Consider the following 21,677-nt stretch of genomic DNA (forward strand, 5'->3'; position numbering starts at 1 on the left):
TTAAAAAGCTATATATCTTATATTAAACGAATATTTGGAAAAATTCAATTATTCTAATGAATTTATATTTTTTATAAAAATTTGATTATATAAAAAATATATTGTCTAGAATTAAAATGTATAGAATATTAATAAAAATAAAGGGTGAGTAGAAATGAATATAACAATTAATACTGCTGCTTTAAATGGGATAGATGCTATATTAGTTTCTGTTGAGATTGATATTTCAAATGGACTTCCCAATTTTAATATAGTAGGTCTAGGAGATACTGCAGTTAAGGAATCAAAAGAAAGAGTTAGATCTGCAATTATAAATTCAGGATTTGAATTTCCTATAGGAAGAATAGTTATAAATTTAGCACCAGCAGATTTAAAAAAAGAAGGATCTTTATTTGATTTACCAATAGCTGTAGGAATACTTTTAGCTACACAGCAAATTAAGTTTGATGTGAAAGAGAATTTCTTATTTATGGGTGAACTATCTTTATCTGGACAATTAAAAAGAGTAAAAGGTGCATTGCCAATAATTTTACAAGGAAGAGAAAATAACATAAGAAAATTTATAGTTCCTTATGATAACGCTGAAGAATGTTCTCTTGCAAAAGATATAGATATATATGCATTTAATAACTTAAGTCAAGTAGCAGATTTTATGAGATATGGAGATTTGTTACCTTACGAGGGCAAAAAGGAACTTGATACCAATAGAAAAGAAACTCTAGATTATGCAGAGGTAATTGGTCAAGAAAGTTCTAAGAGAGCTGTAGAAGTAGCTTGTGCAGGAGGACATAACATGGCTTTGTTTGGACCACCAGGTTGTGGAAAAACGATGTTGTCAAAAAGAATACCAAGTATATTACCGCCACTAAGTTATTCTGAATCTCTTGAAGTTACTAAAATTTATAGTATATGTGGTAAGTTAGAACAAAATAAAGGATTAATATCATGTAGACCTTTTAGAAGTCCACATCATACTGCATCAAAAATTGCCTTAGTTGGTGGAGGAAATAAACTTTTGCCAGGAGAAATTTCTCTTGCACATAATGGGGTGTTATTTTTAGATGAAATATTAGAATTTAATAAAACTGTATTAAATGTATTAAGACAACCACTAGAAGATAGAGAAATAACCATTACACGCTATAATGGAAGTGTAAAATATCCAGCAAATTTTATGTTAGTAGCCGCTCTAAACCCATGTCCCTGTGGTTATTATGGAAGTGGAGTAAGACAGTGCATTTGCTCAGAATTTGAAAGGAATCGATATATTAAAAAATTTTCAGGACCCCTTCTAGATAGAATAGATATTTTTACTTTTGTAAATTCTTTATCCTACAATGAGATAAAGAATTCTAAGGTTTGTGAAACTTCGGAAGATATAAGAAAAAGAGTTGTAGAGGCTAGAGAACTTCAAAGAGAAAGGTTTAAAGATAATAACATATATTGTAATGCTCAAATGACTCAAAAACATATTAATAAATATTGTAAATTAGATAATAAATTGAATGCATTAATGGAAAAAATATATTTGAAATTTAATTTAAGTGCTAGAGCATATAGTAGAATATTAAAAGTTTCTAGAACTATTGCAGATTTAAATCATAGAGAAGAGATTGAAGAAGTAGATTTAATTGAGGCTTTACAATATAGAAAATTTGTAAGTGGAAAAATAGTATAATATTTAAACAGTTGGAAAGGAGAAAAAAATAGTGGAGATTTATGATATCTGGCTTGCATTAGTTAGATTATCTAATAGGATAAAGTTACAAATTGTAAAAAAATTTAAAACTACTGAAGAAATGTGGTATTATAGTATACATGATAAATGTTCCTTTACAATTGACATAAGAGATAGACTAAAAAAAGCTTGGAACATATCGAAAATTGAAGAAATAATGAAAGATTTAAAAAGAAAGGATATAAAGATTATAAACTTTTTTGACAAAAATTATCCACAAAAATTAAAAAATTATGATGATGCACCATGTGTACTATTTTATAAAGGAAACATAAAAAAACTTAATGATAATGTATGTGTTTCAGTAGTAGGTGCAAGAAATTGTTCTAGTTATGGAATTCAATGTACAAAGTATATAGTAAAAGAATTATGTAAAAATAATATTAATATTATAAGTGGAATGGCAAATGGGATAGATAGTATTTCTCATGAAACTTGTATAAAAAATAATGGATATACATGTGCAATTTTAGGTTGTGGAGTTGATGTTATATATCCAAAAAAAAATTTTAGGTTGTATAATGAAATGGTTCAAAATGGCTGTGTTGTTTCTGAATTTTTGCCTGGTACAAAGCCTTATCCATATAATTTTCCAATGAGAAATAGAATAATTAGTGGATTATGTGACATATTAATTGTTATAGAAGCTGGAGAAAAAAGTGGATCTTTGATTACAGCAAGTTTGGCTTTAGAACAAGGTAAAGATATTATGGCTGTTCCAGGGTCAGTATTTGCTTTTCAAAGTAAAGGAACAAATAAATTAATAAAAGATGGGGCATACCCCCTTATTGATGTTAATGATTTATTTGATTTATTAGGATTAAAATATGAAAGAATAAATTTTAAAAATATTTTTGCCAAAGAAAAGAATAATTCCAAATCAGCTTTATGCAAGAGGATATATGGCCTAATAGGGGATAGTCCAATTCATATAGATGATATAATAAGATCAACCAATATTGACATTAAACGATTATATGAGTTATTATTTGAAATGCAGTTTAACGATGAAATAATGTGTTTATCTGGAAATTATTACGTTAGGACTCATAATATATAGAAGGGTGAGCATAATAATTGCTATAAAACTTATATCTTGGAGGGGATAAAATGGGACAAAAGTTAGTAATAGTTGAGTCACCAGCTAAAGCAAAAACAATTGGAAAATATTTAGGAAAATCATATATTGTTGAAGCTTCAATGGGACATGTTAGAGATTTACCTAAAAGTAAATTAGGTGTTGATATAGATAATAATTATGAACCTAAATATATAACAATAAGAGGAAAAGGTGAATTATTAGATAAATTGAAAAGAAAAGCTAAAAAAAGCGAACAAGTTTTATTGGCAACAGACCCAGATAGAGAGGGTGAAGCAATTTCATGGCATTTAGCTAATGCATTAAAAATAGATGATAATACAAAATGTAGAATCGAATTTAACGAAATTACTAAAAATGCAATTAAGAATGCAATTAAGGCTCCAAGGAAAATAAATGTTAATTTAGTAGATGCACAACAAGCTAGAAGAGTTTTAGATCGATTAGTGGGATATGAAATAAGCCCAATTTTATGGAAAAAAATAAAGTGGGGCTTAAGTGCAGGAAGAGTTCAATCGGTAACTTTAAAAATGATATGTGAAAAAGAAAAAGCAGTACAAGAGTTTGTGTCTAAGGAATATTGGACGGTTGAATGTGAGTTAAGAAAAAATGAGAAAAAGCAAAATTTTATTGTGCAATTAATTTCTTATAAACAAAAGAAAATAGAAATTGAAAATGAAGAAAATTGTAATGAAATTATTGAAAAATTAAAAAAAGGACAATTTATTGTAAATGAGATAAAAAAATCAACTAAAAAAAGAAAACAACCATTACCATTTACAACGAGTACTTTACAACAGGAAGCTTATAAGAGATTGAATTTTTCTACTAAAAAAACGATGTCATTAGCACAACAATTATATGAAGGTATTGATATAAAAGGTCATGGTTCAATAGGTTTGATTACGTATATGAGAACTGATTCGGTTAGAATTTCTAAAGAAGCTGAAGAAGTTGCAAAAGAATTTATTGGAAATTCTTTTGGTAAAGAGTATATAAATCAAAATAATAAAGTAGAAAGAAAAACTAAAAAGAATATTCAAGATGCCCATGAAGCTATAAGACCAACTTATATTAAATTAGTACCAGAAGATATAAAAGAAAGTTTAAAAAGAGATCAATATCGACTTTATAAATTGATATGGGAAAGATTTATTGCTAGTCAAATGGAAACATGCATATTAAATACAATATCTGTGGATATTAATAATGGAGATTATAAATTAAGATGTAGTGGAAATAGTGTTAAGTTTGATGGATTTACTAAAGTGTATAAGCCTATAGAAGAAAAAAAGACTAATAAGCTGCCTAAACTTGAAGAAGGAGAAAACTTAGTTGCAGACAAGATAGACGGTAAACAACATTTTACTCAGCCTCCGGCTAGATTTTCAGAGGCTACACTTGTAAAAATTTTAGAAGAAAATGGAATAGGACGTCCAAGTACTTATGCACCTATAATTTCTACATTACTTGATAGAAAATATGTAGAAAGAGAAAGAAAAACTTTAATACCTACAGAACTAGGTAATATAGTAAATGATATATTAAGTAAATACTTTAAACAGATAGTGGATGTAGAATTTACAGCTGAAATGGAAAAGAGACTAGACTTGATTGAGGAAGGTAATGGATCATGGAAAAAGGTAGTAGACGAATTTTTTAGTCCACTGAGAGAATGCATTGATACAGCAGAAAAAGAAATTTCTAAAATTACTATTGAAGATAAGGTTACAGATATCAAGTGTGATAAATGTGGTAGAAATATGGTTATAAAACATGGAAGATTTGGAGAGTTTTTGGCATGTCCAGGTTATCCAGAATGTAAAAATACAAAACCAATAGTAAATGAATTAGATGTACCTTGTCCAAAATGTGGCGGTAAAGTTTTAGTTAGAAAAAGCAGAAAAGGAACTAAATTTTATGGGTGTAGTAATTATCCTAAATGTGATTTTGTAAGTTGGTTTGAACCAGTTAATAAAGAATGCCCACAATGTGGAAGTTATATGGTTAAGAGATATAATAAAACTAAAGGTGAATACATACAATGCTCTAACAAAGAATGTAAGTATGTTGAAAAAAATCAAAATTAATAATTGCAAAGATGTAAAATTTTTTTAAAATGTATATAAATTGTCGAAATTTATAAAAATAGTGTTGAAATAAAGTTATCGTTATGATATTATTATTAAGGCAAGTGAACAATTCAAAAAGTTCTAAAAAGAATAACAATTTTAAAAATTAGCACAACTATATAGAACACAAATAAAATAATGATTATAGATGATAAGGAGGTTCGGACATGTCATCACTATTAGATAAAACAAGAAGTATAAATAAAATATTACAAAAAACAGGAACTGAACCTGTTGTATTTGATGATATATGTAAAATTTTAAGTGAAATCTTAGAGTGTAACGTATATGTTACAAGTAGAAAAGGAAAAATACTTGGACATAATTTTTCAAGTGGTTTTGAATGTGATGTTGTCAAAGAAAAAATATTAGCAGAAAATAGATTCCCAGAAGATTATAATAATAGGTTATTAGAATACACAGAAACAAAAGCTAATATACCTAATAAAGGCATTTGTGTATATGATTCAGAGCAACAATGTGGTATAAATGATAAAGTTACAACAATAGTACCGATAATAGGTAACAGAGAAAGATTAGGAACGTTATTGTTAGGAAGATTTGATAAATTATTCACTGATGATGATTTAGTACTTGCTGAATATAGTGCTACAATAGTAGGAATGGAAATTTTAAGAGCAAAACAAGAAGAAATTGAAGCAGAAGCTAGAAAAAAAGCTGTAGTTCAATTAGCTATTGGAACATTATCATATTCAGAATTAGAAGCTGTAGAACATATATTTAATGAATTAGATGGAAGTGAAGGTTTACTTGTTGCTTCAAAAATAGCTGATAAGGTTGGTATAACAAGATCAGTTATAGTAAATGCACTAAGAAAGTTTGAAAGTGCAGGTGTTATTGAATCTAGATCATTAGGAATGAAAGGAACACATATAAGAATATTAAATGAAAAATTACTTGATGAGTTAAAGAAAATTAAGTAGTTAATAAATTTTAAGAATGTGGGGTAAACTACGTATCTCACATTCTTTATGTAGTTTTAAATATATATTTTATTTTTTTGTTGAAGAGCACTTATAGATGTGGTATACTTACGTAGTGAGAAAATACACACATTACCTAATTTATGGAATGGTGCCGCTATTAGTGGTATTTCGTAAGTATGAAGGTAATGGAGGAAAAAACCGTACAGGAGGGAATTTAAATGTCAGTAATATCAATGAAACAATTATTAGAAGCTGGAGTTCACTTTGGACACCAAACAAGAAGATGGAATCCTAAAATGGCTCCATACATATTTACAGAAAGAAACGGTATATATATTATCGATTTACAAAAAACTGTAAAGAAAATCGAAAAAGCTTATGATTTCATAAGAAGCGTTTCAGAAGAAGGAAAAGATGTATTATTTGTAGGAACTAAAAAACAAGCTCAAGAAGCAATTGCTGAAGAAGCAGCAAGATGTGGAATGCACTATGTTAACAATAGATGGTTAGGCGGAATGTTAACAAACTTCAAAACAATTAAACAAAGAATAAAGAGATTAGAAGAATTAAAGAATATGGAAGAAGAAGGTATATTTGATGTTCTTCCTAAAAAAGAAGTTACAGCTCTTAGACATGAAGAAGAAAAATTAGAGAAAAACCTTGGCGGAATAAAGAATATGAACATTGCAAATGTAGGAGCAATATTCCTTGTTGATCCAAGAAAAGAAAAAAATGCAGTTTTAGAAGCAAAAAAACTTGGAATACCAGTTGTAGGAATAGTTGATACAAACTGTGATCCAGATGAAATTGATTATGTAGTTCCAGGTAATGATGATGCTATAAGAGCAGTTAGACTTATTGTATCTAAAATGGCAGATGCTATTTTAGAAGGAAGACAAGGAGAACAATTAGCTGAATAATATTTGAATAAAATTAAGTTATATACTGAAAAATAAAGGTAGATGAATGATGTGTTCATTTACCTTTTGAATTAACCATGAACAGGAGGAATGAAAAATGGCTATAACTGCAAAAATGGTAAAAGAACTTAGAGAGAGAACTGGCGCTGGAATGATGAACTGTAAAAAAGCTCTTACAGAAGTAGATGGAGATATGGAAAAAGCTATCGAAATATTAAGAGAAAAAGGATTAGCTGCAGCTGCTAAAAAATCTGGAAGAATAGCAGCAGAAGGTTTAGTTAAAACTTATATGTCACAAGATAAAAAAGTTGGTTCAATTGTAGAGGTTAACTGTGAAACTGATTTTGTTTCTGCTAATGAAGAATTTGTAGGTTTCATCAATTCTATTGCAAAACAAGTTGCTGAGTCAAACGTTAATACTGTTGAAGAGTTACTTGAAGCAAAATATGTAGAAGACGAAAATATTACTGTTAAAGAAAGACTTACTGCGCTAATAGCTAAAATTGGTGAAAATATGTCAATAAGAAGATTTAAAAAATTTAGTGTAGAACAAGGTATAGTTGAAAGTTACATCCATGGTGGTGGAAAAATAGGTGTCTTAGTTGAATTAGGTTGCGAAAAAGATTCTCCAGAATTAGGTGTACTTGGAAGAGATATTGCAATGCAAATCGCAGCAGCAAATCCTTTATGCTTAGATGAAACTTCTATAGATACTGAAGTTTTAGAAAAAGAAAAAGAGATTTATAGAGTTCAAGCTTTAAATGAAGGAAAACCAGAAAAAATTGTTGAAAAAATGGTTAATGGAAGAATTAAGAAGTATTTAAAAGAAGTATGTTTAGTTGACCAAATTTGGGTTAAAAACAGTGATTATACTATTACAAAATTATTACAAGAAAAATCAAAAGAAATTGGTGCAGAAATTAAAATAAATAAATTTGCTAGATTTGAAAAAGGTGAAGGAATCGAGAAGAAAGAAGAAAATTTTGCAGAAGAAGTTGAAAAACAAATGCAGTCAAAATAGTTAAATAAAAAAGAGAACACTGCGTGTTCTCTTTTTTTAAAGTAAAATATATTTATAAAGTAAATTTTTAAACAAAATACATATACAAATTTTGTTAATTGGAGGTATAATATATTATGGAAGTTGCAAAATATAAAAGAATAATGTTAAAACTTTCAGGTGAAGCTTTAGCAGGAGAAAAAGGCTATGGTATTAATTTTGATATTGCAAAAAAAATTGCTTATTCTATAAAGGAATTAGTAGATTTAGGAATTGAAATCGGAGCTGTTGTTGGTGGTGGAAACATATGGAGAGGAAGAAATGGCTCAGATATGGATAGAACTACAGCAGATTATATGGGAATGTTAGCTACATGTATAAATGCTTTAGCACTACAAGATTGTCTAGAAAATATAGGGGTAAAGACTAGAGTTCAAACAGCTATAGAGATGAGAGAAGTTGCAGAACCTTTTATAAGAAGAAGAGCTATGAGACATTTAGAAAAGGGAAGAGTTGTAATTTTTGCAGCTGGTACTGGAAACCCATACTTTTCAACAGATACTACAGCAGCTTTAAGGGCAGCAGAAATTGAAGCAGAAGCTATTTTGCTTGCTAAAAAGGTTGATGGGGTATATGATAAGGATCCTAATAAATATGATGATGCGAAAAAATTTGATAAATTAAACTATATTGATGTATTAGAAAAAGGTCTTCAAGTTATGGATTCTACGGCTACATCACTATGTATGGATAATGATATACCTATCATAGTATTTGGACTTGAGCGTCCAGAAAATATTAAAAGAGCTGTTCTAGGTGAGAAAATTGGTACTATAGTATCAAAAAAATAAAGGAGGATATTTTATGAAGAATGAATTAGTTAAAAGTTTAAATGACAAGATGCAAAAAACAGTAGAAACTTTAAAAAAGGAAATGGGATCTTTAAAAGCAGGAAGAGCAAACCCAAGTATGTTAGATAGAATTCAAGTAGAATATTATGGAACAATGACTCCTTTAAGTCAAATGGCAAATATATCAGCTCCTGAACCAAGAATTTTATTAATTCAACCATGGGATAAAGGGTCTATGAAAGAAATTGAAAAAGCAATTTTAATATCAGATTTAGGTTTAAATCCTTCTAATGATGGAAGTGCTATAAGATTGTTAATTCCTGAATTAACAGAAGAAACTAGAAAAAAATTGGTTAAGACTGTGAAAAAAATGGGAGAAGATTCTAAAGTAGCTGTGAGAAACATAAGAAAAGATGGTAATGATAAAGTTAAAAGAGCTAAGAAAGAAAATACCTTAACAGAAGATGATGCAAGAGATTTAGAAAATAAGATACAAAAAGAAGTAGATAAATTCGTTAAAGAAGTAGATAAAATAGTTGAAGAAAAAGAAAAAGATTTGATGTCAGTATAATATCAATTACAACGTAGCTATTGGATAAATAGGAACCTGCTTTAATGCAGGTTCTGTTAATAAGAAAGGAGCATTAAATCATTAAATATGAAAAACTTTTTTTATGGTAAAAAACGAGTTGAAGAAAGTGATAATATTGAGTTAGATTTAAATAATATGCCAAATCATATTGCCATTATAATGGATGGAAATGGAAGATGGGCTAAAGAAAGAAATTTACCAAGAAGTATGGGACATAAAGCAGGAGTAGAAGCTATTAGGGAAATAGTTAAGGAATGTAATAAATTAGGAATTGGATATTTAACTCTATATGCTTTTTCTACTGAAAATTGGAAAAGACCAAAAGAAGAAGTTGGTGCTCTTATGAAGTTATTGGTAGAATACTTAAGAAAAGAATTTGAGGAACTTAATAAAAATAATGTTGTAATAAATCATATTGGTGATATAACAAAATTACCTCAAATATGTGAAGAACTACTAATAGAATCCTATGAAAAAACAAAGAATAATACTGGTTTAGTTATGAATTTAGCTTTAAACTATGGTGGAAGAGATGAAATTATAAGAGCATTTAAGAATATGTATAATGATATAAGATGTGATAAGCTTACGGAAGAAGATATTAATGATAAAACAATTTCAGATTATTTATATACTTCTGGTATGCCAGATCCTGATATTATAATTAGACCAAGTGGCGAACAACGTTTAAGTAATTTTTTATTGTGGCAGTCTGCATACTCGGAGTTTTGGTATTCAAACATAAAATGGCCAGATTTTAAAAAAGAACATCTTCACAGAGCAATTTATGATTTCCAAAATAGAGACAGAAGATTTGGAGGAATAAAGTAGAGGTGGAATAATGAATAAGAGATACATAGGAGCTTTATTTTTGGCACCATTATTAATTTTTCTATTTATAGGTGGAATGCCTTTGAAAATATTAACTGTAGTGTTATCATTACTAGGTTTATATGAATTTTTTAAGGTAGTAAAACAAGGTAAAATAAAGCCCTTTAGTTTTTTAGCATATGCTTTAACATTAGTTTATTATTTTTTACTAAAAACACAGATTAACTATGACATATTTACTTTAGGTTTAATATTAATAACCTTATTAATGTTATGTATCCCTATTATAAACATAGAATATACGTTTATAGATGTAGCAGTGACAATTTTAGGATTTATTTATGTAAGTGTTTTTTTCAGTTTTATTGTATTAGTTAATAATAAAACTTATGGTAATTACTTGATATGGTTTATATTCCTATCATCATGGTTGTGTGATACAAGTGCATATTATGCTGGTAGGCTTTTAGGTAAAAGAAAACTATGTCCTAAGGTAAGTCCTAAAAAAACTATAGAAGGTTCTATAGGTGGTATGATAGGAAGTATCTTAGCATGTACAGTATATGGACAAATATTAGTTAGCAAAAACATATTGAATATAGATATATATCATTTCGTTATACTTGGAGCAATATGTGGCATATTATGTCAATTTGGAGATTTAGTAGCCTCATCTATAAAGAGGTATGTTGGGGTTAAAGATTATAGTAATTTAATTCCTGGACATGGAGGAATTCTAGATAGATTTGATAGTATACTTTTCTCAGCAGTAGTAGTATATTATTATTTAACACTTATTATAGGTATATAATTTTCATAGAGTATGATAAAAAAGAGAGTATAGTAGTGTAATAGCTTAACTCTCTTTTTTATTATTATAGAAATTATAAATTTATAATTTCTGCTTTATGTGGTCTAAAAAAGCATTTAGTACTATTAGGAATGATATTAATTTGTTAGAATTATGTGAGTTGTATTTTTCTTATTGTGAAGGGTGAATATTTAATTAAAATATTCTTATTTTATAAGTGATAATATATTATTAAATTTGTGAATATACTATTATGAAACATTTATTATGAGGTTATATTGGTGCAAAAATATAAAAAATTAATAAAATGTATTATTTTATTAATAGTATTTATTTTTATCACTGTGGTGATAAAACATTATTTTAAACCATTTTTTTCTACTGTAATTATATTATATCTTTCTCATCCAATATATAAATTTTTATATAAAAATAAAGTATTTAGTGATAAAATTAATGCCATATTAAGTATATTATTTGTAAATTTATTTATTTTAATGATAATTTTATTATTAGGTAATTTCATTTTTAATAAATTAAGTGTATTTATGAGTTGTAATAATGAATTAATTTTTGAGAATAAGACAATGTTACATAACTTTCATAAAATTTTTAATATGAATAATCTAATTGATGAAATAAAAATAATTTATAATAATATATGTAGTAATGAATTTATAAAAAAAGGAGCATTTTATACTACAGAAGGAATATTTGCGTATTTTATTGGAAATATTATTGTATATTTTGCGTTAACAGATAAGAAACTTATATTAAAAGTTGTAAAAGATTTTATAGGAGAAAAAACATTTGGATTTCTTATAAATAAATTAAGAATTATTAATAATATTATAAAAATAGAACTAATATTAGTTGTAATTACTACAATACAAACTATTATAGGTTTTCTAATACTTGATATTAAGTATGCAGTAGTGTTAGGATTAGTGTGTGGTTTATTAGATTTAATTCCCTATATTGGTACTATAATTGTGTTTATTCCTCTAATCGTATATAAAATTTACTACAAACAGTATATAATAGCAGTAGGACTTATTTGCTTATATGTGTTAGTGAATATAAACAGACAGATAATGGAAACAAAATTTATGAGTAATAAACTTAAAATACATCCGTTATTGATTATTATTTCATCTTATATAGGAATAAAATTTTTCGGAATGATAGGATTATTGATGGGACCATTGTATATAGTAGTGATTAAGGAAGTTATTCTAACATAAAAGCGGGAGTGATATAAAGTGAAAAATATAAGTATTTTAGGGGCCACAGGATCTATAGGAACTCAAACTCTAGATGTAATAAGAAATGCTAAACAAAGTTTTTGTTTACAAGGAATTTCGGCTAATACTAGCTATGATAAAGTGATACAAATAATAAAAGAGTTTGATGTAAAATATGTGGCTATAACAGAAAAAAATACATATGAAAAAGTTAAAAATTATTGCAGCAGCAGTAATTTAAAAACAAATGTTTTATATGGATTAGAAGGATTAAATACAATAGCTACTTTAGATGAAGTAGATGTAGTTGTTACATCTGTGGTAGGTATGATAGGATTAGTTCCTACATTAAAGGCAATTAAAGCTGGAAAGGATATAGCTTTAGCTAATAAAGAAACTTTAGTTGTAGGTGGAGAACTTGTGATAAATGAGGCACAAAAAAATAATGTAAAAATATTACCAGTAGATTCAGAACATGGAGCTATTTTTCAGTGCTTACAAGGTAATAAAAAAGAGGATATATATAAAATAATTTTAACTGCATCAGGAGGACCTTTTAGAGGTAGACAAAGAGATGAATTAATAAATATTAAACCTGAAGAAGCTCTTAAACATCCTAAATGGAATATGGGAAAAAAAATATCTATAGATTCTTCAACTTTAATGAATAAAGGGTTAGAAGTTATAGAGGCTCATTGGCTTTTTGATGTAAATTATGATGACATACAAGTGGTTATACATCCACAAAGTATAGTTCACTCAATGATAGAATATAAGGATGCGTCTGTAATTGCACAATTAGCAGTTCCTGATATGAGATTACCTATACAATATGCATTAAATTATCCTATTAGAGAAAAGTCAATAGTAAATAGATTAGATTTTTATGAAGTAAGTAAGTTAACTTTTGAGAAACCTGATATGAATACTTTTAGATGTTTAAAATTAGCATATGATGCTGGAAAATTAGGTGGAATTATGCCTACTGTATTAAATAGTGCAAATGAGGTTGCAGTAGAGTTATTTTTAAATAATAAAATTAAATATTTACAAATTGAAAGTATAATTGAAGAGTGTTTGTCAAAATTTAAAAATATAGTTAACCCTAATTTAGAAGATATTTTAAATACAGATAAAAAAGTAAGAGATTATATAAAATCAAAATACTAATTACAGGAAGGGGATTTGTTTGTGAGTATTTTATACTTATTATTAGCACTTTTAGCTTTTAGTGTTTTAATAGTTGGTCATGAGTTTGGACATTTTATTGTAGCAAAACTTAATAATGTTAAGGTAGAAGAGTTTTCAGTAGGAATGGGACCTAAACTTTTAGGAATAAAAGGTAAAGAAACTGAGTATTGTATTAGAGCCATACCATTAGGTGGATATGTTAAGATGCTTGGAGAACAAGGGGAAGATTCTAAAGATGCAAGAGCATTTAACAACAAGAAGCCTCTTCAAAGGTTGGCTATAACATCTGCAGGCCCTATTATGAATTTTATCTTAGCTGTTATATTTTTTGCAATAATAAGTTCTATAAATGGAGTAGCAGTTCCTATTGTCAGCAAAGTAGTTCAAAAATCACCTGCCTATATTCAAGGAATTCATGAAGGAGACAAAATTGTAAAAGTAGATGGAAAAAAGATTGGAACTTGGGACGAATTTGTTCAAAGTGTTGGTGAAAAAAATGGTAAAAAATTAGAATTAACATTGATGAGAAAGAGTAAATTAGTAACTAAGACCATTGAACCTGTAAAGGTACCAGAAGAAAATAGATATATAATAGGAATTTATCCATCAATAAAAAAAGTAAGTGTAGGTGAAGCTATTAGTCATGGATTTAGTGAAATAAAATCTATAGTTAAAATGACTTTTGACTTTTTAGGAAAACTGTTTACAGGTAAAGTTTCTGCAAATGGAGTTGGAGGACCTATTAGTGTGTTTAGAATATCAACCAAGGCTGCACAAAGTGGTTTGCTATCATTATTAACAATTTCAGCATATATAAGTGTGCAATTAGCTATTTTTAATTTGCTTCCTATTCCAGCATTAGATGGAGGGTGGATTTTATTTTCCCTTATAGAAATAGTAATAGGAAAAAAATTAAATGATGAAATAGTAGGTAAATTAAATTATGTTGGTTTTGTATTTCTATTAACATTAGTGGCGTTAGTTACCATTAAAGATATCTTATATCCATTAAAACTTTAGGAGATGAGCAAAATGCAGAGAACAAAAACTAAAAAGATAAAAGTAGGAAATATATATGTGGGTGGAGATTATAAAGTTACTGTGCAATCAATGACAAATACTGATACTAGAGATGTACAATCTACAATTAAACAAATAAAATCATTAGAAAAATGCGGATGTGATATAATTAGATGTGCTGTTCCTGATAACGAAGCTTGTGAAGCTTTAAAACAAATTATACCGCAGTGTAATATACCTGTAGTTGCAGATATTCATTTTGATTATAGGTTAGCAATTGATTCTATGAAGAATGGTGTCAATGCACTGAGAATTAATCCGGGTAATATTGGAAGTTTAGATAGAGTTAAAATGGTTGCTAAAGTTGCAAATGAAAAAGGAATTCCAATACGGATAGGGGTTAACTCAGGGTCATTAGATAAAAAAGTACTTAAAAAGTATGGTAGAGTATGTCCAGAAGCTTTAGTAGAAAGTGCTCTTGAGCATGTGAATATTTTAGAAAGTGTGAACTTTTTTAACACAGTGATATCTATTAAATCATCAGATGTTATACAGATGATTGAAAGTTATAGAATTATATCAAAACAGGTAGATTATCCCCTTCATTTAGGAGTAACTGAAGCGGGTACTAATTGGAGAGGAACAATAAAATCAAGTATTGGAATAGGAACGCTATTGTCAGAAGGAATAGGAGATACTATTAGGGTATCTTTAACTGGAAAAACCGAAGAAGAAGTAAGAGTAGGACGAGAAATACTAAAGGCAACAGGACATTTAAAAGAGGGAATAGAATTTGTTTCATGCCCAACATGTGGAAGAACACAAATTGATTTAATTAAAATAGCTAATGAAGTAGAAGAAAAGCTTTCAGGATGTAATAAAAATATAAAAGTTGCAGTAATGGGATGTGTAGTAAATGGTCCAGGGGAAGCTAGAGAAGCAGATATAGGAATTGCAGGTGGAAAAGGAGAAGGATTAATTTTTAAAAAAGGTGAAATAATAAAAAAGGTGAAAGAGGAAAACTTAGTTGAAGAGTTATTAAAAGAAATAGAAAAAATGTAAAAGTTAATTGTGAGTATTATGAAATACTGATGAGTATATGCAGGGTTGATATAAATTACTAAATGCAATCCTGCATTATTAATTGTATAATATTTAAAGTAATCTATTAGTTTGAATCCTAGGAGGAAATAGTATGGAATGCAGCCTAGTGCAGTTATTAAAAGAAGATATTGATGGTAATGATGAAACATTAATAGAAGATATAAAAGTTACAAGAATACAATATTATAGAAAAAGTAATAAACTTAGAGTAATAATAAAAAGCCCCAATGATTTAGATAAAAACAAAAAAGAAATATTGAAAAAAATGATATCAAAGAGAATGAATTATTTTAATGATATAGATTTAATTTGTTATAGAGATATTTCTAATGTAACTTTAAAAGATATAATTAGTAAATATTGGAGTGAACTATGTAATAATGTAATTAACTGTGTGCCTATTACAAAAAAATGTTTATCAAATTCAGTAAGAAAAATCAAAGATGATACTTTAGAAATATATTTAGGTAATGAATTTATGTGTACTTTATTAAAAAATAAAAAGATAGAAAAGATTATAAGAAATTCTCTAGCAGATATTTTTGGGGTGAAATGTAGTGTTAAATTAAAGTATGATGAAACTTTAAAAGAAGAAAACTACATAAATCAAAAAGAAATTGAAAATGTTAAGTTAATTAGTAAAGTAGTAAATGAAATTAGTAAGGTTAACCCTAGCAGCAAAAAAAATCAAAATAATACAAAAAAACAAGAATATATTAGCAGAAGAAAGTATAAAAGTGAGCCAAAAGATGAAAATACTATTCTTGGTAGAAAAATTAATTCTGATATAGTTAATATAGGTGAAATTAATGAAACATCGGGAATTGTTGCTGTATGTGGAGATATATTTAAGACAAATATTATAGAAACTAAGACGGGAAGAAAAATAATTGTTTTTCACATAACGGATTATAATAGTTCCATAACTGTAAAGTGCTTTCCAAAACCAAAAGAGTCTGAAGAAGCTATTGAAAAAATAAAGGAAGGATTGCATTGTAAAGTTCAAGGAGAGGCTGTGTATGATACCTTTTCAAAAGAAGTAGTTATTTTAGCTAGAAATATAAATACAGTTAAGAAAATAGAAAAGATGGATACGTATGATGAAAAAAGAATAGAATTACACTTGCATACTCAAATGAGTGCTATGGATGCAGTTTCATCTACTAGTAAACTTATAGAAAGAGGAGCAAAGTGGGGACATAAAGCTATTGCTATAACTGACCATGGAGTAGTTCAAGCTTATCCAGAAGCTATGGATGCTTCTAAAAAATATGGAATAAAAATTTTGTACGGAGTGGAAGCATACTTAGTTGATGACGGAGTACCTATTGTTATAAAACCAGAAAATAAAACAGTTGATGATATATTTGTTGTATTTGATATTGAAACTACTGGATTTTCTTCTGAAAATGACAAAATAATTGAAATTGGTGCTGTAAAAATTAAAAATGGTAAAATAATAGAATCTTTCAATGAATTTGTAAACCCTGGTGTAAATATACCTAATAGAATAATTGAACTTACAGGTATAACTAATACCATGGTAAAGAATGCAGAGAATATAAGTAGTATACTTCCTAAATTTATAGAATTTATTGGTGATTCCGTTGTAGTAGCTCATAATGCTGATTTTGATACATCTTTCATTAAGAAGAATTGTTCAGATTTAAATATAGGTTTTGATAATTCTATTATGGATACTATACCATTATGCCAATATTTGTTTCCAGAATTAAAAAGATATAAATTAAATACAATATGTAAGCATTTAGGAATTTCTTTAGAAAATCACCATAGAGCAGTAGATGATGCTAAAGCTACTGGAGAAATATTGTTAGAGTGTTTAAGAATTTTAAAAGAAAGAAATATATTAAGTTTAGATAAATTGAATGATGAATTTTTAGGAAATCAAGATGTTAAAAAGGCACCTACATATCATTTGATAATATTTGCAAAAAATCAAAAAGGGTTAAAAAACTTATACAAGTTAGTATCATTTGCACATTTAGATTATTTTCACAAAAGACCTAGAATGCCTAAAAGCGTTATAAAACAGTATAAAGAAGGATTATTAATAGGTTCAGCCTGCGAGGCGGGTCAAGTATATAAAGCAGTACTTAAAGGTAAAAGTGATAGTGAACTTGAGAAAATGCTTGAGTTTTATGATTATTTAGAAATTCAACCTTTAGATAATAATAAGTTTATGATTGAAAATGGTACGGTAAAAGATAAGGAAGAATTAAAAAATATAAACAGAAAGATTTGTAAATTAGGTGAAAAATTTAATAAGCCAGTAGTGGCTACAGGAGATGTTCATTTTCTTGATCCTAAAGATGAAGTGTTTAGAAGAATTCTAATGGCGGGTCAGGGGTTTAGTGATGCAGATAATCAGCCTCCTTTATATTTAAGGACAACTAATGAAATGCTTAAAGAATTTGAGTATTTAGGAGAAGAAAAGGCAAAAGAGGTTGTTATATACAATACACACAAAATAGAACAAGTTATTGAAGAAGTAAAACCAATTCCAGATGAAACTTTTCCACCTAAAATTGAAGGTTCTGAAGAACAAATAAGAGATATGACAATAAAAAGAGCACACGAAATATATGGTGAAAAACTTCCTAAAGTAGTTCATGAAAGATTAGAGAAAGAATTAAATTCAATTATTAATAATGGATATGCTGTGCTTTATTTGATAGCACAAAAGCTAGTTGCTAAATCTTTAAGTGATGGATATTTAGTAGGTTCTAGAGGGTCTGTAGGTTCTTCTCTCGTTGCAACAATGTGTAATATAACAGAGGTAAATGGACTTCCACCACATTATGTGTGCCCAAAATGTAAAAATAGCGAATTTTTCACAGATGGATCCATAGGGTGTGGATTTGACTTACCTGATAAAGTATGCCCAAAATGTGGAACTAAATATAAAAAAGATGGGCATGATATACCATTTGAAACTTTCTTGGGATTTAATGGTGATAAAGAACCAGATATAGACTTAAACTTTTCAGGTGATAATCAAGGAGATATTCATAGATATACTGAAGTATTATTTGGAAAGGGTCATACTTTTAAAGCAGGTACTATTGGTACCATTGCAGAAAAAACTGCTTATGGATTTGTTAAAAAATATTTACAAGAACGTGATATTACAGCATCTCAAGCAGAAATTGAAAGATTAACCCAAGGATGTACAGGAGTAAAAAGAACATCAGGACAGCATCCTGGGGGTATAATGGTTGTGCCTGCAGATAATGAAATTTATAATTTTTGCCCTGTTCAACATCCTGCTGATGATCCAAATTCGGATATAATTACTACTCATTTTGATTATCACTCAATAAGTGGTAGGTTATTAAAACTTGATATATTAGGCCACGATGATCCTACTGTGCTTAGAATGTTAAAAGATCTTACTGGCATTGAGCCACAGGAGATACCTTTAGGTGATCTTAAAGTTATGAGTTTGTTTACATCACCTGAAGCATTAGGTGTTACAGCAGAAGAACTGGGATGTGAAGTGGGAAGTTATGGATTGCCTGAATTTGGTACTAAATTTGTTAGACAAATGCTTGTAGATACTCAACCTAAAACTTTTTCGGATTTAGTTAGAATTTCAGGGTTATCTCATGGAACTGATGTGTGGATTAATAATGCCCAATATTATATCAAAGAAGGATATACTACATTAAAAGATTGTATTGCTACAAGAGATGATATAATGATGTATTTGCTTTATAAAGGAGTACCTCCTAAAAATTCATTTACCATAATGGAAAAAGTAAGAAAAGGTAAAGGGCTAACTGAGGAAAGAGAAAAACTTATGAGAGAACATGGTGTACCAGACTGGTATATTGAATCTTGTAAAAAAATTAAATATATGTTTCCTAAAGGTCATGCAGTAGCATATGTTATGATGGCTGTTAGAATTGCATATTTTAAAGTGTATTATCCAGAAGCATATTACGCAACATACTTTACCGTTAGAGCTGATGAATTTGATGCAGATTTGATAGTTAAAGGGGAAGAAGCTATTAAATTAAAAATGGATGAGTTAAATGCATCAACAAATAAGTTATCTCAAAAAGATAAAGGACTGCTTACTATATTAGAACTTTCATATGAAATGTATAAAAGAGGAATTAAGTTTCTGAAGGTTGATTTATATAAATCAGATGCAGTTAAATTTTTAATTGAAGATAATGAAATTAGACCTCCAATAAATGCTTTAGCAGGAGTTGGAGAAAATGCAGCTAAAAATATTGTTAAGTCTAGAAAAGAAGGAGAATTTATATCAAAAGAGGATTTAAGAATAAGAGCTAAGGTTTCAAAAACAGTAATAGAAACTTTAGATAAACATGGTTGCCTCGAAGGATTACAAGAGACAAATCAATTATCCTTATTTGGATAATTAGATCTTAGCTTTAGAAGGAGTACAAAACCTACCTGAAGCTAAGTTTTAATTGATACTTGAAATAGTAAAACTTATATGTTAGAATTGGAATGACGAGTATTTTCAGGGATATATTTTACAGAGTGGGTCAAAGCCCGCTCTTTCTATTTGGGTAAAACGCAACATTTGTTGCGTTTTAATTAATATTTTAAGTAAAAAAAGAAAAAATAGTATTAGGTAAGGAGGTAAATAAAATGAAAAATGAAAATTTAATATATAAACTTAAAGAATTAATTCAACCAATTGTTACAGATAAAGGATACGAATTATATTATATAGAATTTATAAAAGAAAAAGGCGAAAATTTTTTAAGAATATATATAGATAGTTCTAATGGAATAGGATTAGATGATTGTGAAAAAGTAAGTAGGGAAGTAAGTAATATATTAGATACTGAAGATCCAATATCATGTAGTTACTATTTAGAGGTTTCATCACCAGGTATAAACAGAACATTATATACAGATGAACACTTGAATAAATATATAGGAGAAACGGTTAAAATTAAATTGTATAAACTATTTAATGGAAGTAAAAAATATATTGGTAAACTAAAGGAATTTAATGATCTAGAAATCAAGATTGAGGATGATGGAGAACAAATTGTAATTCCTAGAGAAAAAATTTCAAATGTAAGTTTACACGGGGAAATGTAAAGGAGGGGTTTAAGATGAATGAGGAGTTTATACTATCACTTAAAGAAATAGTAAAAGAAAAAGGGATAAATGAAGAATTATTATTTTCAACTATAGAAGATGCATTAGTTTTAGCTTATAAAAAAAATTATGGAAGTAATAATCCAAGTGTAAGAGTAGAAATGAATAGAAGCAATGGAGATATACATGTTTATTCACAGAAGAAAGTTGTAGAAGAAGTGTATGATGCTGTAGATGAAATAAGTTTAGAAGATGCAAAAGGTATAGACCCTATATATCAAATGGATGATATTGTTGAAATTGAAGTTACACCTAAAAAATTTGGAAGAGTATCAGCTCAAGCTGCTAAACAAGTTGTAATACAACGAATTAAGGAAGCGGAAAGAAATACAATATATAATCAATTTATTACTAAAGAGTTTGATATAATAACAGGAAATGTTATAAGAAAAGATAGAGGCAATGTATTTATAGATTTAGGTAAAATAGAAGCATTACTTACTTCCAGTGAACAAATACCAGGAGAAAGATACGACTTTCATCAAAAATTGAAATTATACATAGTAGAAGTTAAGAATACTACTAAAGGTGCTCAAGTAATTCTTTCGAGAACTCATCCAGGACTTGTAAAAAGATTATTTGAGTTAGAGGTACCAGAGATTTATGAGGGAGTTGTAGAAATAAAGAATATTGCAAGAGAGGCAGGTTCAAGAACAAAAATAGCTGTACATTCTAATGATGAGAATGTTGATGCAATGGGAGCATGTGTTGGACCTAAGGGAATAAGAGTACAAAATATCGTAAATGAGTTAAACAATGAAAAAATAGATATAATAAAATGGAGTAAGTCACCAGAAGAGTATATATCAAATGCGTTAAGTCCAGCAAAAGTATTAAGTGTTGATGTTAACGAAGATGAAAAGTGTACTAAGGTTGTTGTTGATGATGATCAATTATCTTTAGCAATAGGTAAAGAAGGTCAAAATGTTCGATTAGCTGCAAAATTAACAGGATGGAAGATAGACATAAAAAGTAAGTCTCAAATGTTAGAATCAGAAAAATTAGATAATATAGAAGAGTAGGTGGTT

General features: G+C 28.1%; 17 protein-coding genes. All 17 read left to right on the forward strand.

Going from position 1 to position 21,677, the window contains the following annotated elements:
- Nucleotides 1-154 precede the first annotated feature (154 nt).
- The 17 genes from ACFIJ5_RS06750 (at nucleotide 155) to nusA (ending at nucleotide 21,671) form a co-directional block, all read left to right on the forward strand.
- On the forward strand, nucleotides 155-1,678 hold the full coding sequence (locus tag ACFIJ5_RS06750) for a YifB family Mg chelatase-like AAA ATPase (protein WP_379805342.1): 1,524 nt from the start codon (nucleotides 155-157) through the stop codon (nucleotides 1,676-1,678).
- Nucleotides 1,679-1,709: 31 nt separating this feature from the next.
- The gene (gene dprA, locus ACFIJ5_RS06755) at nucleotides 1,710-2,798 is read left to right on the forward strand and encodes a DNA-processing protein DprA (RefSeq protein WP_379805345.1); all 1,089 of its coding nucleotides are present in this window, start codon (nucleotides 1,710-1,712) and stop codon (nucleotides 2,796-2,798) included.
- Between the two features lie 50 nt (nucleotides 2,799-2,848).
- Nucleotides 2,849-4,927 (forward strand): type I DNA topoisomerase, encoded by a 2,079-nt coding sequence (gene topA / locus ACFIJ5_RS06760; RefSeq protein ID WP_379805347.1) that lies wholly within the window; start codon nucleotides 2,849-2,851, stop codon nucleotides 4,925-4,927.
- 209 nt (nucleotides 4,928-5,136) lie between these two features.
- Nucleotides 5,137-5,913, forward strand: a complete 777-nt coding sequence (gene codY, locus ACFIJ5_RS06765) for a GTP-sensing pleiotropic transcriptional regulator CodY (protein ID WP_379805349.1) — start codon at nucleotides 5,137-5,139, stop codon at nucleotides 5,911-5,913.
- A 221-nt stretch (nucleotides 5,914-6,134) separates the two neighbouring features.
- Nucleotides 6,135-6,836, forward strand: coding sequence for a 30S ribosomal protein S2 (rpsB, locus tag ACFIJ5_RS06770; protein ID WP_379805351.1), 702 nt, complete (start codon nucleotides 6,135-6,137; stop codon nucleotides 6,834-6,836).
- A 97-nt stretch (nucleotides 6,837-6,933) separates the two neighbouring features.
- Nucleotides 6,934-7,857, forward strand: coding sequence for a translation elongation factor Ts (tsf, locus tag ACFIJ5_RS06775; protein WP_379805353.1), 924 nt, complete (start codon nucleotides 6,934-6,936; stop codon nucleotides 7,855-7,857).
- A gap of 116 nt (nucleotides 7,858-7,973) precedes the next feature.
- Nucleotides 7,974-8,687, forward strand: coding sequence for a UMP kinase (gene pyrH / locus ACFIJ5_RS06780; protein ID WP_379805355.1), 714 nt, complete (start codon nucleotides 7,974-7,976; stop codon nucleotides 8,685-8,687).
- Between the two features lie 13 nt (nucleotides 8,688-8,700).
- Complete coding sequence (gene frr / locus ACFIJ5_RS06785) at nucleotides 8,701-9,258, forward strand: ribosome recycling factor (protein ID WP_379805357.1); 558 nt, start codon at nucleotides 8,701-8,703, stop codon at nucleotides 9,256-9,258.
- A gap of 87 nt (nucleotides 9,259-9,345) precedes the next feature.
- Nucleotides 9,346-10,110, forward strand: a complete 765-nt coding sequence (locus tag ACFIJ5_RS06790) for an isoprenyl transferase (protein WP_379805360.1) — start codon at nucleotides 9,346-9,348, stop codon at nucleotides 10,108-10,110.
- Between the two features lie 10 nt (nucleotides 10,111-10,120).
- On the forward strand, nucleotides 10,121-10,921 hold the full coding sequence (locus ACFIJ5_RS06795; protein WP_379805362.1) for a phosphatidate cytidylyltransferase: 801 nt from the start codon (nucleotides 10,121-10,123) through the stop codon (nucleotides 10,919-10,921).
- Between the two features lie 281 nt (nucleotides 10,922-11,202).
- Nucleotides 11,203-12,165, forward strand: coding sequence for an AI-2E family transporter (locus ACFIJ5_RS06800; RefSeq protein ID WP_379805364.1), 963 nt, complete (start codon nucleotides 11,203-11,205; stop codon nucleotides 12,163-12,165).
- 18 nt (nucleotides 12,166-12,183) lie between these two features.
- Nucleotides 12,184-13,335 carry a 1-deoxy-D-xylulose-5-phosphate reductoisomerase gene (locus tag ACFIJ5_RS06805; RefSeq protein ID WP_379805366.1) on the forward strand — a complete coding sequence of 384 codons (1,152 nt, stop codon included), beginning with the start codon at nucleotides 12,184-12,186 and terminating at the stop codon, nucleotides 13,333-13,335.
- A gap of 21 nt (nucleotides 13,336-13,356) precedes the next feature.
- Complete coding sequence (rseP, locus tag ACFIJ5_RS06810; RefSeq protein WP_379805368.1) at nucleotides 13,357-14,376, forward strand: RIP metalloprotease RseP; 1,020 nt, start codon at nucleotides 13,357-13,359, stop codon at nucleotides 14,374-14,376.
- A gap of 12 nt (nucleotides 14,377-14,388) precedes the next feature.
- Nucleotides 14,389-15,438, forward strand: coding sequence for a flavodoxin-dependent (E)-4-hydroxy-3-methylbut-2-enyl-diphosphate synthase (gene ispG / locus ACFIJ5_RS06815; protein ID WP_379805370.1), 1,050 nt, complete (start codon nucleotides 14,389-14,391; stop codon nucleotides 15,436-15,438).
- 133 nt (nucleotides 15,439-15,571) lie between these two features.
- Nucleotides 15,572-19,891: a PolC-type DNA polymerase III gene (locus ACFIJ5_RS06820; protein WP_379805372.1), complete on the forward strand. Its 4,320-nt coding sequence runs from the start codon at nucleotides 15,572-15,574 to the stop codon at nucleotides 19,889-19,891.
- A gap of 236 nt (nucleotides 19,892-20,127) precedes the next feature.
- Complete coding sequence (gene rimP, locus ACFIJ5_RS06825; RefSeq protein WP_379805374.1) at nucleotides 20,128-20,589, forward strand: ribosome maturation factor RimP; 462 nt, start codon at nucleotides 20,128-20,130, stop codon at nucleotides 20,587-20,589.
- A gap of 14 nt (nucleotides 20,590-20,603) precedes the next feature.
- Nucleotides 20,604-21,671 carry a transcription termination factor NusA gene (nusA, locus tag ACFIJ5_RS06830; RefSeq protein WP_379805377.1) on the forward strand — a complete coding sequence of 356 codons (1,068 nt, stop codon included), beginning with the start codon at nucleotides 20,604-20,606 and terminating at the stop codon, nucleotides 21,669-21,671.
- Nucleotides 21,672-21,677 lie beyond the last annotated feature (6 nt).

Source organism: Haloimpatiens myeolchijeotgali (assembly GCF_042688525.2).
Taxonomy (GTDB): Bacteria; Bacillota; Clostridia; order Clostridiales; family Clostridiaceae; genus Haloimpatiens.

What these genes read in the sequence shown, in the direction of transcription:
- ACFIJ5_RS06750 (WP_379805342.1), top strand. Translation starts at nt 155, where the DNA reads ATGAATATAACAATTAATACTGCTGCTTTAAATGGGATAGATGCTATA.
- topA (WP_379805347.1), top strand. Translation starts at nt 2,849, where the DNA reads ATGGGACAAAAGTTAGTAATAGTTGAGTCACCAGCTAAAGCAAAAACA.
- codY (WP_379805349.1), top strand. Translation starts at nt 5,137, where the DNA reads ATGTCATCACTATTAGATAAAACAAGAAGTATAAATAAAATATTACAA.
- rpsB (WP_379805351.1), top strand. Translation starts at nt 6,135, where the DNA reads ATGTCAGTAATATCAATGAAACAATTATTAGAAGCTGGAGTTCACTTT.
- tsf (WP_379805353.1), top strand. Translation starts at nt 6,934, where the DNA reads ATGGCTATAACTGCAAAAATGGTAAAAGAACTTAGAGAGAGAACTGGC.
- pyrH (WP_379805355.1), top strand. Translation starts at nt 7,974, where the DNA reads ATGGAAGTTGCAAAATATAAAAGAATAATGTTAAAACTTTCAGGTGAA.
- frr (WP_379805357.1), top strand. Translation starts at nt 8,701, where the DNA reads ATGAAGAATGAATTAGTTAAAAGTTTAAATGACAAGATGCAAAAAACA.
- ACFIJ5_RS06790 (WP_379805360.1), top strand. Translation starts at nt 9,346, where the DNA reads ATGAAAAACTTTTTTTATGGTAAAAAACGAGTTGAAGAAAGTGATAAT.
- ACFIJ5_RS06795 (WP_379805362.1), top strand. Translation starts at nt 10,121, where the DNA reads ATGAATAAGAGATACATAGGAGCTTTATTTTTGGCACCATTATTAATT.
- ispG (WP_379805370.1), top strand. Translation starts at nt 14,389, where the DNA reads ATGCAGAGAACAAAAACTAAAAAGATAAAAGTAGGAAATATATATGTG.
- ACFIJ5_RS06820 (WP_379805372.1), top strand. Translation starts at nt 15,572, where the DNA reads ATGGAATGCAGCCTAGTGCAGTTATTAAAAGAAGATATTGATGGTAAT.
- rimP (WP_379805374.1), top strand. Translation starts at nt 20,128, where the DNA reads ATGAAAAATGAAAATTTAATATATAAACTTAAAGAATTAATTCAACCA.
- nusA (WP_379805377.1), top strand. Translation starts at nt 20,604, where the DNA reads ATGAATGAGGAGTTTATACTATCACTTAAAGAAATAGTAAAAGAAAAA.